The organism is Bradyrhizobium sp. F1.13.3 (assembly GCF_040548265.1).
Classification (GTDB): Bacteria; Pseudomonadota; Alphaproteobacteria; order Rhizobiales; family Xanthobacteraceae; genus Bradyrhizobium.
This window is the reverse complement of sequence record NZ_JBEPRI010000017.1, coordinates 127,215-142,987: the sequence shown is the minus strand read 5'-3', so window position 1 is coordinate 142,987 and position 15,773 is coordinate 127,215. Positions and strand designations below refer to the sequence as shown.

Below are 15,773 nucleotides of genomic sequence, written 5' to 3'. Positions count from 1 at the left end.
ATCAAGGCGCGTGCAAAGGCGCCATAGGACCGTCTGAATGTTTTACTGGTTGATCGAGCTCTCCAACACATTTCCGGGCTTCGGTGCCGTTCGCACCTTCCTGAACGTCTTCCGCTACATCACCTTCCGCACCGGCGGCGCTGTCGTCACCGGCGCGCTGTTCGTGTTCCTGTTCGGACCCTGGATCATCGACCATCTGCGCATCCGGCAAGGCAAGGGCCAGCCGATCCGGGCCGATGGTCCGCAATCGCATCTCGCCAAGAAAGGCACGCCCACCATGGGTGGGCTGATGATCCTGTCCGGCCTCACGGTCGGCACGGTGCTGTGGGCCAATCCGCTCAATCCTTACGTCTGGATCGTGCTGGCGGTGACGCTCGGCTTCGGCTTCGTCGGCTTCTATGACGATTATCTCAAGGTGACCAAGCAGACCACGACCGGGTTCGGCAGCAAGCTTCGCCTGCTGATCGAGGCGGCGATCGCGCTGGTTGCCTGCTACGCGCTGGTGCGGCTGAACCGCGATCCGGCGTCGACCGCGCTGACGATTCCTTTCCTGAAGGACACCGTGCTGCATTTCGGCTGGTTCTTCGTCATCTTCGGCGCCTTCGTCATCGTCGGCGCCGGCAATGCGGTGAACCTCACCGACGGTCTCGACGGCCTTGCCATCGTGCCCGTGATGATCGCGACCGCGAGCTTTGCGATGATCGCCTATCTCGCCGGCAACGCGGTGTTCGCCGATTACCTCCAGATCAAATATGTCGCCGGCACCGGCGAACTCGCCGTGCTCTGCGGCGCCCTGCTGGGCGCGGGCCTCGGCTTCCTCTGGTTCAACGCGCCGCCGGCCTCGATCTTCATGGGCGACACCGGCTCGCTCGCGCTCGGCGGCATGCTGGGTGCGATCGCGGTCGCGGTGAAGCACGAGATCGTGCTCGCGGTGATCGGCGGCCTGTTCGTGCTGGAGGCAGTCTCCGTCATCGTGCAGGTGGTGTCGTTCAAGATGACGGGAAAACGCATCTTCCGGATGGCGCCGATCCATCACCATTTCGAGCAGCTCGGCTGGACCGAGCCGCAGATCGTGATCCGGTTCTGGATCATTTCGGTGATGCTGGCGCTCGCCGGCCTGTCCACGCTGAAGCTGCGGTGACCGGTCGATGATCCCCGTCACGTCCTTTGCCGGCAAGACGGTCGCGGTGTTCGGCCTCGGCGGCTCGGGGCTCGCGTCCTGTCACGCGTTGAAAGCGGGCGGCGCCGAGGTGATCGCCGCCGATGACAATGCCGAGAATGTCGCCAAGGCCGCGCAAGCGGGCTTCATCACGGCTGATTTGCGCAACGTCTCCTGGACGAATTTCGCCGCGCTAGTGCTCGCGCCCGGTGTACCGCTGACCCATCCGGTGCCGCATTGGAGCGTGCTGAAGGCGCGAGAGGCCGCAATCGAGGTGATCGGCGACATCGAGCTGTTCTGCCGCGAACGGCGCCGGCACGCACCGGATGCGCCGTTCGTCGCCATCACCGGCACCAATGGCAAATCGACCACGACGGCTTTGATCGCGCACCTGACCAAAGTCGCCGGCTACGACACCCAGATGGGCGGCAATATCGGCACCGCGATCCTGTCGCTGGAGCCGCCGGGCATGGGCCGCGTCCACGTCATCGAGATGTCGTCCTACCAGATCGACCTCACGCCCTCGCTCGATCCCTCCGTCGGTATTCTGCTCAATGTCAGCGAGGACCACATCGATCGCCATGGCACCATCGCGCACTACGCCGCGGTGAAGGAGCGCCTTGTTGCCGGTGTGCAGCAGGGTGGCACGGCGATCGTCGGGGTCGATGACGGTTTTTGCCGCGATATCGCCGACCGGCTCGATCGTGCCGGCAAGAATGTGGTGCGCATCTCGGTCAGGAATCCGGTGGCCAGCGGCATCCATGTCGAGCATGGCACCATCGTGCGCACCGCGGGTGGCGCGCGCAGCGAAGTCGCCAAGCTCGGCGGCATCGGCTCGCTGCGCGGCCAGCACAATGCGCAGAACGCGGCGTGCGCGGCCGCCGCCGCGCTCGCGATGGGCATCGGCCTGGATGTCTTGCAGAACGGACTGCGCAGCTTTCCCGGCCTTGCACATCGGATGGAGCAGGTCGGCCGCCGCGGCAACGTGCTGTTCGTCAACGACTCCAAGGGCACCAATGCGGACGCCACCGCGCATGCGCTGTCGTCCTTCTCCGACATCTTCTGGATCGCCGGCGGGAAGCCGAAAGCCGGCGGCATTACGGGCCTCACCGGCTACTTCCCGCGCATCCGAAAAGCCTATCTGATCGGCGAGGCCGCGCAGGAGTTTTCGGGGACGCTGGGCACGCAAGTGCCGCACGAGATCAGCCAGACCCTCGACGTCGCGGTCGAGCAAGCCGCACGCGATGCGGAAGCGTCGGGGATCACCGACGCGGTCGTGCTGCTGTCACCCGCCTGCGCCTCCTTCGACCAGTACCGCAATTTCGAGATCCGCGGCACCAGATTCCGCGAGCTGGTGCAGGCGCTGCCTGGCGTGAAGCCGGTGGTGTGAGGCGCCGTAGCCTCCTCGTTCTCCGCTGTCATCGCCCGCGCAGGCGGGCGATCCAGTACTCCGTGACAGCTGTGGTTCATCGAGAAGCCGCGGCGTACTGGATGCCCCGCCTTCGCCGGGCATGACGAGCATTTGAGGTGGCACTCTCCTTCTGTCTCCAATCATCCGCGATTCCTTAACCCCCCGGTAACCAACCTCGGCGACCAATGGACCGACCTCTGTCCGAAAGCGGCCGCCATGCTCTCCCGTGAAGAACGCACCCCCTTTTCCGAGTGGTGGTGGACCGTCGACAAGCCGCTGATGGGGGCCATCCTGGCGCTGATGCTGACGGGCGTGATCCTGTCGCTGGCGGCGAGCCCGCCGGTTGCGACCCGCATCGGGCTCGATCCCTTCCATTTCTTCAGCCGCCACGTGATGTTCCTGGTGCCGTCCGGCCTGGTGCTGCTCGGGGTGTCCTTCCTGTCGCCGCGGGCGATTCGTCGATCGGCGCTGATCATCTTCGCGGCCAGCATCGTTCTGATCGTGCTGACGCTCGCGATCGGCCCCGAGGTGAAGGGCTCGCGGCGCTGGATCACGCTGATCGGCGTCAACATTCAGGCCTCCGAAATCGCAAAGCCGTCGTTCGTCGTCATTGCCGCCTGGCTCTTCGCGGAATCGACCAGGCGGCCGGAGATGCCGGCGACATCGATGGCGCTGGCGCTGCTCTTGATGCTGGTCTCGCTGCTGGTGATGGAGCCCGACTTCGGCCAGACCATGCTGATCCTGATGGTGTGGGGGTCGCTGTTCTTCATCGCGGGCATGCGGATGATCTGGGTGTTCGGGCTAGCCGGCCTCGGCGCCGCCGGGCTGTTCAGCGCCTACCTTTTTGTTCCCCACGTCGCTGGTCGCATCAAGCGCTTCATGAATCCGGCCTCGGGCGACACCTTCCAGGTCGATACAGCCATGGAGGCTTTCTACAACGGCGGCTGGTTCGGGCTCGGACCGGGCGAGGGGATCGCCAAGCGCAGCCTGCCGGACAGCCACACCGACTTCGTGTTCGCGGTTGCCGCCGAAGAGTTCGGCATCATCCTGTGCCTCGCGATGCTGGCACTGTTTGCCTTCGTCGTCATCCGCACGCTGTCGCGCGCCTATGCCAACGAGGACATGTTCTCGCGCTTCGCTGCCTCGGGTCTTGCAATCCTGTTCGGCGTGCAGGCCGCGATCAACATGTCGGTCAACCTCCAGCTCATCCCGGCCAAGGGCATGACGCTTCCCTTCATCTCCTATGGCGGCTCCTCGATAGTGTCGCTGGCCTATGGTGTCGGCATGATGCTGGCGCTGACGCGGCTGCGCCCGCGCACCGAAGTCGAGGCGAGCGGCCACGCCGAGGCGATGCGCAGCTACGCGTAGTTTCGTCATTGCGAGCGAAGCGAAGCAATCCAGAATCCCTCCGCGGTGGCAGTCTGGATTGCTTCGCTTTGCTCGCAATGACGGGCGAGACACTGTAAAAGTCCCTGCCATGGACACCTCCCCCCTGATTCTTCTCGCCGCGGGCGGCACCGGCGGCCATCTGTTTCCGGCCGAGGCGCTCGGCGTCGAGCTGATCCGGCGCGGATTCCGCGTCCGCCTCGTCACGGACGAGCGCGCGCTGCGCTACAGCGGCCTGTTCACCAAGGACATGATCGACGTCGTTTCGAGCGAGACTGCGCGTGGACGCAATCCGCTGCAGCTCGCTTATGCCGGCCTGACGCTCGCGGCCGGCACGCTGTCCGCCTACAGCCTGATCAAGCGACTGAAGCCGGTCGCCGTCGTCGGCTTCGGTGGCTATCCGACGCTGCCGCCGCTGGTCGCCGCAAAATTCGCCGGCGTGCCCGGCATCATCCATGATGCCAATGCCGTGCTCGGCCGCGCCAACCGATTCCTGTCGAGCCGCGTGCGCGCCATTGCGACGTCATTGCCCGGCGTGCTCGATCGCGATCCGGCGCTATCGGGCAAGACCACGACGGTCGGTACGCCGATGCGTCCGGCAATCCTCGCCGCAGCTGGCGTGCCATATGCTGCGCCTGAAGCGAACGGTCCGCTGCGCCTGCTCGTCGTCGGCGGCAGCCAGGGGGCACGCATCATGGCCGACATCGTGCCGGGCGCGATCGAGCGCCTCGAACCCGCGCTGTGGAGCCGGCTCGTCCTCACCCAGCAGGTGCGCGACGAGGACATGGCGCGCGTGCGTGCGGTCTACGACAGGCTGAAGATCAAGGCCGAGCTTGCGCCGTTTTTCACTGATCTGCCGGCACGGCTCGCCTCCAATCATCTGGTGGTGTCGCGCTCAGGCGCCGGCACCGTGGCCGAACTCGCCGCGATCGGGCGGCCCTCGATCCTGGTGCCGCTGCCGGGCGCGATCGACCAGGACCAGTTCGCCAATGCCGGCGTGCTGGCCAAGGTCGACGGTGCGATCCGCATTCCGCAAACCGAGTTTTCCTCCGATCGCCTCGCCGGCGAGATCTCCGCCTTCGCCGCCGAGCCCGCGCGCCTTGCCGCCATGGCGCAGGCCGCCCGCGGCGCCGGTCGGCTCGACGCAGCGGAGCGGCTGGCCGATCTGGTGGCCAAAATCGCGGGAATCTGACGCCAAACGTGGAATTTCCATAGTTTTACCGTCATGGCCGGGCTTGTCCCGGCCATCCACGTCTTGCAAGAAAGACGCTAGGATTCGTGGATGCCCGGGACAAGCCCGGGCATGACGAGGGAACTGCGGGATACGCCATGAGACTGCCGCGCGAGATCGGACCCATCCACTTCGTCGGGATCGGCGGGATCGGCATGAGCGGCATCGCCGAGGTGCTGCTCAATCTCGGCTATACCGTGCAGGGCTCGGACGCCTCCGACAATTACAATCTCGACCGTCTGCGCAAGAACGGCGCGAGGGTCTCGGTCGGCCACAAGGCGGAGAACGTCGATGGTGCCGAGGTCGTTGTGGTCTCCACCGCGATCAAGCGCGACAATCCGGAACTGACGGCGGCGCGCGAACGGCGCATTCCGGTGGTGCGCCGCGCCGAGATGCTGGCCGAGCTGATGCGGCTGAAGAGCTGCGTCGCCATCGCCGGCACGCACGGCAAGACCACCACGACCACGATGGTTGCGACGCTGCTGGATGCCGGCGGCCTCGATCCCACCGTCATCAACGGCGGCATCATCAATGCCTATGGCTCCAACGCGCGTCTCGGTGCGGGCGACTGGATGGTGGTCGAAGCGGACGAGAGCGACGGCACGTTCCTGAAGCTGCCGACCGAGGTTGCGATCGTCACCAATGTCGATCCCGAGCATCTCGATCACTTCAAGACCTTCGAGGCGGTGCAGGACGCCTTCCGCCATTTCGTCGAGAACCTGCCATTCTACGGCTTCGCCGTGATGTGCATCGATCATCCCGTGGTGCAAACCCTCGTCGGCAAGATCGAGGACCGCCGCATCATCACCTATGGCGAGAATCCACAGGCCGATGTGCGCTTCGTCGACCTGACCCCGACGGGCGGCGGATCGAAGTTCAAGGTTACGTTCCACGACCGCAAGACGGGCGTCGTGCACGAGATCGCCGATCTCGTGCTGCCGATGCCGGGACGCCACAATGCCTCGAACGCGACGGCCGCGATTGCGGTCGCGCGCGAGCTCGGCGTGTCGGACGAGGCGATCCGCAAGGCGATCGCCGGCTTCGGCGGCGTCAAGCGCCGCTTCACCAAGACCGGCGAATGGGACGGCGTCACCGTCATCGACGACTACGGCCATCATCCGGTCGAGATCGCGGCGGTGCTGAAGGCGGCGCGGGAATCCACCAACGGCAAGATCGTCGCCGTCGTGCAGCCGCATCGCTATACCCGCCTGCAGTCGCTGTTCGAAGAATTCTGCACCTGTTTCAACGATGCGGATGCGGTGATCGTCGCCGAGGTCTACGCCGCAGGCGAGACGCCGATCCAGGGCATCGACCGCGACCATTTCGCCGCGGGCCTGCGTGCCCACGGCCACCGCGAGGTGATCCCGCTGCCGGCGGCGTCCGATCTCGCCGGCATCGTCAAGGGCGTGGCGATGTCGGGCGATCTCGTCGTGTGCCTTGGCGCCGGCAACATCACGCAATGGGCGTATGCCTTGCCCGGCGAGTTGAAGGCGCTGGGGTAGGGCAGTGAGCTTCCCCGACATCACACCCTCGCTCAAAGCCGCGATGCCCGATCTCCGCGGCCGGCTGCTGGCGAACCAGTCGCTCGCCGAGCTGACCTGGTTTCGCGTCGGCGGTCCGGCGCAGGTGCTGTTCACGCCGGCGGACGAGGACGACCTCGCTTATTTCCTCGCGCATCTCGCAAGCGACATTCGCGTTCATGTCGTCGGCGTCGGCTCCAACCTGATCGTGCGCGACGGCGGCATTGCGGGCGTGGTGGTCCGGCTGGCGCCGCGCGCCTTCGGCGAGGCGAGCGCGAGTGGCGATGTCGTCACCGCGGGCGCGGCCGCGCTCGACAAGCGCGTGGCGGAAGTCGCCGCGTCAGCCAATATCGGCGGGCTCGAATTCTATTTCGGCATTCCCGGCACGGTCGGCGGCGCGCTGCGCATGAATGCGGGCGCCAATGGCGGCGAGACCAGGGACGTGCTGATCGAGGCGCGAGGCGTCGGGCGCGACGGCACGAAGCACGTCTTCTCCAATGCCGACATGAAGTTCGTCTACCGCAACAGCGGAGTCGATCCCTCCATCATCTTCACCTCCGCGCGTTTCCGCGGCGAGATCAGGGATGCCGAGGCGATCCGCGCGCGCATGGCGGAAGTGCAGACCCATCGCGAAACCGCGCAGCCGATCCGCGAAAAGACCGGCGGCTCGACCTTCAAGAATCCGCCCGGCCATTCCGCCTGGAAGCTGGTTGATGCCGCCGGCTGCCGCGGTTTGCGCGTCGGCGGCGCCGAGGTGTCCGAGATGCACTGCAATTTCCTGATCAACATGGGCGATGCCACCGCGCACGACATCGAGACGTTGGGCGAGACCGTGCGTGAACGGGTGAAGACGAATTCCGGAATTGAGCTACACTGGGAAATCAAGCGGATCGGAATTCCCGCGTGAGTGTCATTCCGGGGCGATGCTTAGCATCGCCCCGGAATGACGAACACAGACAGGTGACGGACCAAAGAACATGCGCATCACCATCCTCTTCGGCGGCTCCAACCGCGAACGTCTGGTTTCGGTCGCCTCAGCCCAGGCGCTGCATCAGGCGCTGCCCGAGGCCGATCTCTGGTGGTGGGATGTCGAGGACAAGGTGCATGTCGTGCAGTCGAGACAGCTGCTCGAACATGCCCGTCCGTTCGAGGATGAATTCAAGCCGGGCACGTCAGGCATTCCGTTGGAGCAGGCGCTCGACCAGGCCAGGGCGGAGAACCGCGTGCTGGTGCTCAGCTTGCATGGCGGGCGGGCCGAGAACGGCGAATTGCAGGTGATGTGCGAGGCGCGCGGCGTGCCTTTCACCGGATCGGGCTCGGCCTCCTCGCATCTCGCGTTCGACAAGATCGCAGCCAAGCATTTCGCTGCGCTCGGCGGCGTGACGCCGCCGGCCAACATTGCGCTGGACCAGATCGACGAGGCCTTCGCCGAATACGGCCGGCTGATCGCAAAGCCCGCCAGGGATGGCTCGAGCTACGGCCTGATCTTCGTCAACGCCAGGCAGGATCTCGTCGCCGTCCGTAATGCGGCGAAGCACGAAGAATACGTGATCGAGCCCTACATCGCCGGCGTCGAGGCGACCTGCGGTGTGCTGGAGCGGCCGGACGGCTCGATCATCTCGCTGCCGCCGATCGAGATCATTCCGGGCGAGGGCAGTTTCGACTACGCGGCAAAATATCTTTTGAAGTCGACTCAGGAGATCTGTCCCGGCCGCTTCACGGCGGAGATCACCGCGGCGCTGAAGCAGCAGGCGATGCTGGCGCACCGGGCGATGTCGTGCACCGGCTATTCCCGTTCGGACTTCATCGTCTCGGACAAGGGGCTGGTCTATCTCGAAACCAACACGCTGCCCGGCCTGACCAAGTCCTCGCTCTACCCCAAGGCGCTGAAGGCCGAGGGCATCGAGTTCGTCGACTTCCTGCGCGGCCTGGTCGAGCTCGCCGTGGCCGGTGTGCGAAAATAATTAGGACTGGTTAACGGCCGAATCGGCGAAACGGCCGGTTTTGGAACCCAAAACCGGTAAAATGCCGGATATTGCGGCATAAATGCCTCACAGGCCTGGGCAAATAGCTCACGTCGTTAACGAACTTTACCTTTTGTTTACCAGGACGTCCGAAGGTTAACGCTGGCGGCGCATATGACGCTTTGGCTGCCGGCGCGTGGACCGTTGCGGGTGTTGTCACCTCCAGCGAACGCTCTGAAGGGGAGAGGTTTTCTTCTGCTGAAGACCAGCACCCGGCCCGGCAAGTCCGAGACGTCATGTTCGCCAGGACCCGCGCGATGTCGCGGGCAAACTGTTGACGAGCTCGTGCAATGGATGGAGCAGGAAGCCTCACTCGGTCGCTTTTCAGATCGCTGAGGCCCCAAGCTGACCTGAAGGCGGCCGCTATCGGAGCGGTCGTGCTTCTGCGCGAGTGGGTGCTGGACAAGCGCCAGGAAAGAGTTCACGGCGCGCGTGCTGCAGCCAAGGAAAAGATCAGGGCCAAAGCCGTCATCGAGCGCGAGCCGCCGCCGCGGCTGGTCGCGCTGGTCGAGCGCTATCTGCCGCGCCGGGTCGGGATCACCATGACGGTGCTGCTCCTGATCGGAAGCTGCGGCTTCGGTATCGTCAAGGGCGGCCATCTCCAGGATTTCATCACGGCGGTCAACGACACCCGCAACGCGCTGGCCAATTCCGCCGGTTTCCGCATCACCTCCGTCGTGATCAACGGCCGCAAGCAGCTCAGCCAGGACGAGATCCTCGCGATCGGCGGCGTCAGCGGCCGATCCTCGCTGCTGTTCCTCGACGCCGACGCCGTGCGCGACAAGCTCAAGGCCAATCCCTGGATCGCGGATGCGACCGTGCTGAAGCTCTATCCGGGCCAGCTCATGATCGAGCTCACCGAGCGCAAGGCGTTCGCGCTGTGGCAGGAGGCCGGCCGCCTCTCAGTCATCGCCGATGACGGCGCCGTGCTCGAGCCCTATGTCTCGCGCCGGTTCCTGTCGCTGCCGCTCGTGGTCGGCAAGGGTGCCGAGACGCAGGCCCGCGACTTCCTCGCTTTGCTGGCGCGCTATCCGCAGGTCAACTCGATCACCAAGGCCGCGATCTTCGTCGGTGAGCGGCGCTGGAACCTGAGGCTGAAGGACGGCCTCGACATCCGCCTGCCCGAGCAGGACGTCGGCAACGCGCTTGCGATGCTGTCCAGGCTCGACAAGGAGGACAGGCTGTTCTCCCGGGACATCGTCGCCATCGACCTGCGCCTGCCCGATCGGCTGGTGGTGCAGCTGTCCGAGGACGCCGCCAAGGCGCGCGACGATTTGTTCAAGGACAAGAAGAAGAAAAAGGCCGGGGACGCTGCATGACCGGTCTTGATCGCACCCAGACACCGAAGACACGCCCGATGCCGCACAAGCGCGGCGGCCTCGTCGCCTGCCTCGACATCGGCACCAGCAAGATCGCCTGCATGATTGCGCGGCTGAAACCGTCGGCGCCGAGCGAAGCCCTGCGCGACCGGACCCATGCGGTGGAGCTGATCGGCTACAGCCAGATCCAGTCGCGCGGCATGAAGGCCGGCGCCGTGATCGATCTCGGCGAATGCGAGCAGGCGGTGCGACAGGCCGTCGGTCTTGCGGAGAAGATGGCCAAGGTGCGGGTCGAGTCCGTGCTGCTGTCGGTCTCCGGCGGCCGGCTCTCCGGTCAGCTGGTCGAAGCTGCTGCCGACATCCGCGGCGGCGCCGTGACGCCGGCCGATGTCAGCCGCGTCACCTCCACCGGCATGCGCCACGCCACCGGCGAAGGCCGCACCGTGCTGCACGCGCTGCCGGTCGGCTACACGCTCGACGGCGTCAAGGGCATCCGCGACCCCCGGGGCATGGTTGCGCATCAGTTCGGCATCGACATGAACGTCGTCACCTGCGACGCCACCGTGGCGCGGAACCTGATGCTGGCGGTCGAACGCTGCCACATCAATGTCGAAGCCATGGCGGCAAGCCCCTATGTGGCCGGCCTGTCGGTGTTGACCGATGACGAAGCCGATTTAGGCGCTGCCGTGGTCGAGATGGGCGCGGGCACCACCACGATCGCGGTCTTTTCCGGCGGCCGCTTCGTGCATGCCGCCGGTTTTGCGGTCGGCGGGCAACACATCACGATGGATCTGGCGCGCGGACTCTCCGCGACCATTGCCGATGCCGAGCGAATCAAGACGTTATACGGGACCGTCATCACCGGCGGATCGGACTCGCGTGAGCTGATGTCTGTACCGACAGCCGGTGACGAGCAGGATCTGCCGCAGATCGTCTCCCGCGCTACCATCGCCAACATCGTCAAGCATCGTGCCGAGGAAGTCTTCGAAATGGTTCGGGACAAGCTGAAGGATTCGCCCTTCGCCTCAGAGCCCAACGGCCGCGTCGTGCTCTCGGGCGGGGCCTCGCAGCTCACCGGTCTCGTTGAGCTCGGAACGCAGATTCTCGGCCGGCCCGTACGGGTCGGACGTCCGCTCGGCTTCGGCCGGCTGCCCAACGAGGCGAAGAACGCCGCCTTCGCGGTGCCGGCCGGACTGCTCGTCTACCCGCAATATGTTCACCACGAACATGTCGAACCGCGGCATACGCGGCAGCAGGTCAGGACGGGGACCGGCGGGTATTTCGGAAGGGTCGGACGATGGCTACGCGAGGGCTTCTGATGACTCCTTCCCGCAATATTCGATTTTCATCAACTCCCGCGGCCGTCGGCCGGGGCGAACCCACGCGCGCGTGATCGAGAGGCAAACATGACCATCAGCATCAATGTTCCTGATATTCACGAACTGAAGCCCCGCATCACCGTGTTCGGCGTCGGCGGCGCCGGTGGCAACGCCGTCAACAACATGATCACGGCGGGCCTCCAGGGCGTCGACTTCGTGGTCGCCAACACCGACGCGCAGGCGCTGACGATGTCGAAGGCGCAGCGCATCGTCCAGATGGGCACGGCCGCCACGCAAGGGTTGGGCGCAGGTTCGCAGCCGGTCGTCGGCGCCGCCGCGGCCGAAGAGGTGATGGACGAACTCCGCGATCATCTCTCGGGCGCCAACATGGTGTTCGTCACCGCCGGCATGGGCGGCGGCACCGGCACCGGTGCGGCTCCCGTGATCGCCAAGATCGCGCGCGAGATGGGCATCCTCACCGTCGGCGTCGTGACCAAGCCGTTCCACTTCGAGGGCGGCCGCCGCATGCGCACCGCGGAAGCAGGCATCAACGAGCTGCACAAGGTCGTCGACACCCTGCTGATCATCCCGAACCAGAACCTGTTCCGGGTCGCCAACGAAAAGACCACCTTCGCCGACGCCTTCGCGATGGCCGACCAGGTGCTCTATTCGGGCGTTGCCTGCATCACTGACCTGATGGTCAAGGAAGGCCTGATCAATCTCGACTTCGCCGACGTCCGCGCCGTCATGCGCGAGATGGGCAAGGCGATGATGGGCACGGGCGAAGCCTCCGGCGACAAGCGCGCGCTGACCGCCGCCGAAGCCGCGATCGCCAACCCGCTGATCGACGATAGCTCGATGAAGGGCGCCAAGGGCCTCCTGATCTCCATCACCGGCGGCAAGGATCTCACCCTGTTCGAGGTCGACGAAGCTGCGACCCGCATCCGCGAGGAAGTCGACCAGGACGCCAACATCATCGTCGGCGCCACCTTCGACGAAGCCCTCGACGGCCTGATCCGCGTCTCGGTCGTCGCCACCGGCATCGAGCAGGCCGCGATCGCGCGCAACAGCCAGGCCACCAGCGCTCCCGTCGCGAACCCTGCACCGCAGGCGCAGCAGGCTCCCGCTGCTCCGGCCGCGGCTGCCGAGAGCCGTCTTGCCGATTTGACCGCACGGCTGCGCGCCGACAATCAGCGCATGGCCGAGCGCGCCCAGAAGTTCGAAGCGCAGACCCCGGCCGCCGGATCGGGCCAGTTTGCCGCCGCTCCCACGGCTCCGCGTCCGAACGTCGAGCGCGCTGCGCTTGCCGCCATCGCCGCCGCCGTTGCGGACGTCCCGCAGGCTCCCGCGCCGATGCAGACCTATGGCGACGTCACCGTGCGCCCGATCGCGCAGAAGCCCACGCTGTTTCCGGAGCCCGAGCAGGCGCCGATGGCCATGCATGAGCCGATGACGCCGGAAACCTTCATCCCGCCGCAGGCCGAGCGTGCGCCGGTCCGCACACCGCGGATGCCGCGGATCGAGGAACTTCCGATGCCCGCCCAGGCCGAGCTTCGCCAGGCCCGCGGCGAGGTCGAGGAGGAGACTCCGCAGAAGACCCGGCTGTCGCTGCTCCAGCGCCTCGCCAATGTCGGCCTCGGCCGTCGTGACGAGGAGAGCGAGGCGCCGATCGCGGCCCGCACCGCCGGTCCCGCGATGCCGCCGCTGCCCGAGCGCCGCCCCCAGAAGACCGTGGCGCAGCAAATCGCGTCCGCCGAGCCGGTGTCCGAGTATGCCCGTCGTCCCGCGCCGCAGGGCCTGGACATGCATGGCCGTCCCGCGCCTGTTGCCCCGGCGCCACAGGGAGACGACCATCTTGATATCCCGGCCTTCCTGCGGCGGCAGGCGACCTGAGGATTGTTACAATAAGGCAGACGAAAAAAGGTCCCGGCGGGAAGCTTGCCGGGACCTTTTCTTTTGCCCCGTGCATATCCGGATTGCGTGGCCAAGCAACTGATTTTAAATCGTTAATTACGTATTCGATGGTTCAGTAAAACTGCCGAAAACGGCTCCGAACTCCGGTCCAATTTGGTTAAGCCTTGGCGCGAATACGGCGGGTTTGGGGTAACAATCGGTAAAAAAGCGTGAGTTGGCGCTGTTTGAGGCAGTGACTATGGTTTGCCGTGACTTGGGGATACGGATTCGGAACGAGCGGTCTAGGCCGCTCAGTCGGGTTCAGTATAAGTCGCGATGGTCGTAGTGGGGCGGTTCCTGATGAAATTTAGCCGGCAAACAACGCTTCGTGCGCAAGCCAGTGTGGCAGGCGTCGGCGTTCATTCCGGTCTTCCCGTCACGCTTACGCTTGGACCCGCGCCTGTCGACGCGGGCTTTGTTTTCGTCCGTACCGGGCTTGAGGGAAGCGACCGCGAAGTTCAGGCCACCGCCGAGCAGGTGATCGCGACCGATTTCGCCACCGTCCTCGGTGATCGCAACGGTCCGCTGGTTTCCACCGCCGAGCATGTGCTTGCTGCGCTGCGGGGCATGGGCGTCGACAACGCCATCATCGAGATCGACGGGCCCGAAGTGCCGATCATGGACGGCAGTGCGGCAGCCTTCGTTGCGGCGATCGACCAGGCCGGCATCGTGACCCAGTCGGCACAGCGCCGCTTCATCCAGGTTTTGAAGCCGATCTCGGTCAAGATCGGCGACTCCTTCGGTGAGATCAGGCCCTATGCCGACGGGTTCCGCGCCGAGGTCGAGATCGACTTCACCAATCCTGTCATCGGCCAGCAGAGCTACGCCTTCGACCTCAACCCGGAGCGTTTCCGCCGCGAAGTCGGCCGGGCCCGGACTTTCGGTCTGATGTGCGACGTTGCGCGGCTCTGGAGCGCCGGCTATGCGCTCGGCGCCTCGTTCGACAACACCGTCGTGTTCGACGAGGAGCGGCTGCTCAACACCGAAGGCCTGCGCTACGCCGACGAATGCGCCCGCCACAAGGTGCTGGACGTGATCGGCGACCTCGCGCTGGCCGGTCTGCCGCTGCTCGGCGCCTACCGCTCGGTACGTGGCGGCCACAAGCTCAACCACGCCGTCCTGACCACGCTGCTCGCCGACCGCACCGCCTGGCGGGTGGTCGAGGGCGAAGCAGCCCGCCGTACCACGCGTCCGGTGGCCGAAACCGGTCGTGGCATCGTCGGTGGCCGGATCGCCGCGGTCTACGGGCCGGACGTTTCCTGAAGCGAGACGGATCCTGAAGAGAGACGGGTCCTGAAGAGACCCGTTGCAATAGGCGTTTGGCGGCGGCTTTCCCCGGGAAACTCCTGGTAACGATGATCGGCTAGGATTGCGGCGCGTTCGCCTTAATCCGGGCGGAATGCCTGCCTATCCGGTTGGTTGAAGATCGTTTTTCGGTTACACCGGCGTGGCTGCATGGCAGGCACCACGGCTATATTTCGCGCCCAGGACGGGGTTCATGGGCTGGCGGACACCGCACCACAGGGCGTCAGGGCAATACTCATGTCGGCACAGCGTATGACGCGCGGATATCTTCAAGTCCCGTCTCGAGAAGTCTCGTCTCGAGCCCGTGGGCTGATTCAGGCTGTCGCCCTCTTCGTGCTCGCGCTGCCGCTGGCCGGCTGCGGCACCGGTGCGCTTTGGGACAAGTTCACCGCCAAGGACGACACCTTCGTCGAGGAGCCCGCCGACAAGATCTACAATGAGGGCCTGTACCTCATGAACGAGAAGAAGGACATGAAGGCGGCGAACAAGAAGTTCGAAGAGGTCGACCGCCAGCATCCTTATTCCGACTGGGCCCGCAAATCGTTGCTGATGTCGGCCTACGCGTCCTACCAGGGCGGCGATTATGACAATTGCATCGGCGCGGCCACGCGCTACGTCACGCTGCATCCCGGCAGCCCGGATGCGGCCTACGCGCAATATCTGATTGCCGCCTCGCATTACGACCAGATTCCGGACATCAGCCGGGACCAGACCCGCACCGAGAAGGCGATCGCCTCGCTGGAAGAGGTGGTGCGCAAATATCCGACGTCCGAATATGCGACCTCGGCCAAGGCCAAGATCGAAGGTGCGCGCGACCAGCTCGCCGGCAAGGAAATGAACGTCGGCCGCTACTACGCGCAGAAGCGCGACTACACGGCGGCGATCAACCGCTACAAGGCCGTGGTGACGCAGTACCAGACCACCCGCCACGTCGAGGAGGCGCTGTACCGCCTGACCGAGGCCTATATGGCGATCGGGATCGTCGGCGAGGCCCAGACGGCCGCCGCCGTGCTCGGGCACAATTTTCCTGACAGTCGCTGGTACAAGGACGCCTATAATCTTGTAAAATCAGGCGGTCTCGAACCGAGCGAGAATCAGGGGTCCTGGATTAGCAAGACCTTCAAGAAAATGGGTCTCGGCTAGGAA

Annotated in this window: 12 protein-coding genes; all 12 read left to right on the top strand. The window is 65.4% G+C overall.

Annotated elements, in window-relative coordinates:
* Positions 1 to 37: 37 nt before the first annotated feature.
* The 12 genes from mraY to ABIB66_RS34490 all read left to right on the top strand — a co-directional run bounded on the left by mraY (position 38) and on the right by ABIB66_RS34490 (position 15,770).
* The gene (gene mraY / locus ABIB66_RS34545; protein WP_106945343.1) at positions 38 to 1,141 is read left to right on the top strand and encodes a phospho-N-acetylmuramoyl-pentapeptide-transferase; all 1,104 of its coding nucleotides are present in this window, start codon (positions 38 to 40) and stop codon (positions 1,139 to 1,141) included.
* Positions 1,142 to 1,148: 7 nt separating this feature from the next.
* Complete coding sequence (gene murD / locus ABIB66_RS34540) at positions 1,149 to 2,549, top strand: UDP-N-acetylmuramoyl-L-alanine--D-glutamate ligase (protein WP_354205304.1); 1,401 nt, start codon at positions 1,149 to 1,151, stop codon at positions 2,547 to 2,549.
* A gap of 237 nt (positions 2,550 to 2,786) precedes the next feature.
* A complete protein-coding gene (ftsW, locus tag ABIB66_RS34535) occupies positions 2,787 to 3,938 on the top strand; it encodes a putative lipid II flippase FtsW (RefSeq protein ID WP_354205306.1) in 1,152 nt (383 codons plus the stop codon).
* Positions 3,939 to 4,047: 109 nt separating this feature from the next.
* Positions 4,048 to 5,148, top strand: a complete 1,101-nt coding sequence (murG, locus tag ABIB66_RS34530) for an undecaprenyldiphospho-muramoylpentapeptide beta-N-acetylglucosaminyltransferase (protein ID WP_354205308.1) — start codon at positions 4,048 to 4,050, stop codon at positions 5,146 to 5,148.
* Between the two features lie 137 nt (positions 5,149 to 5,285).
* Positions 5,286 to 6,689 carry a UDP-N-acetylmuramate--L-alanine ligase gene (gene murC / locus ABIB66_RS34525; RefSeq protein ID WP_354205310.1) on the top strand — a complete coding sequence of 468 codons (1,404 nt, stop codon included), beginning with the start codon at positions 5,286 to 5,288 and terminating at the stop codon, positions 6,687 to 6,689.
* Between the two features lie 4 nt (positions 6,690 to 6,693).
* Positions 6,694 to 7,614, top strand: coding sequence for a UDP-N-acetylmuramate dehydrogenase (gene murB, locus ABIB66_RS34520; RefSeq protein ID WP_354205312.1), 921 nt, complete (start codon positions 6,694 to 6,696; stop codon positions 7,612 to 7,614).
* 70 nt (positions 7,615 to 7,684) lie between these two features.
* The gene (locus ABIB66_RS34515; RefSeq protein ID WP_354205314.1) at positions 7,685 to 8,671 is read left to right on the top strand and encodes a D-alanine--D-alanine ligase family protein; all 987 of its coding nucleotides are present in this window, start codon (positions 7,685 to 7,687) and stop codon (positions 8,669 to 8,671) included.
* 350 nt (positions 8,672 to 9,021) lie between these two features.
* On the top strand, positions 9,022 to 10,050 hold the full coding sequence (locus ABIB66_RS34510; protein ID WP_354205316.1) for a cell division protein FtsQ/DivIB: 1,029 nt from the start codon (positions 9,022 to 9,024) through the stop codon (positions 10,048 to 10,050).
* Complete coding sequence (gene ftsA / locus ABIB66_RS34505; protein ID WP_354205318.1) at positions 10,047 to 11,369, top strand: cell division protein FtsA; 1,323 nt, start codon at positions 10,047 to 10,049, stop codon at positions 11,367 to 11,369. The genes ABIB66_RS34510 and ftsA overlap by 4 nt, the downstream gene beginning before the upstream one ends.
* 87 nt (positions 11,370 to 11,456) lie before the next feature.
* The gene (ftsZ, locus tag ABIB66_RS34500; RefSeq protein WP_354205320.1) at positions 11,457 to 13,262 is read left to right on the top strand and encodes a cell division protein FtsZ; all 1,806 of its coding nucleotides are present in this window, start codon (positions 11,457 to 11,459) and stop codon (positions 13,260 to 13,262) included.
* A 360-nt stretch (positions 13,263 to 13,622) separates the two neighbouring features.
* A complete protein-coding gene (gene lpxC / locus ABIB66_RS34495) occupies positions 13,623 to 14,585 on the top strand; it encodes a UDP-3-O-acyl-N-acetylglucosamine deacetylase (RefSeq protein WP_354205322.1) in 963 nt (320 codons plus the stop codon).
* 279 nt (positions 14,586 to 14,864) lie between these two features.
* The gene (locus tag ABIB66_RS34490; protein ID WP_354205324.1) at positions 14,865 to 15,770 is read left to right on the top strand and encodes an outer membrane protein assembly factor BamD; all 906 of its coding nucleotides are present in this window, start codon (positions 14,865 to 14,867) and stop codon (positions 15,768 to 15,770) included.
* Positions 15,771 to 15,773: the final 3 nt, after the last annotated feature.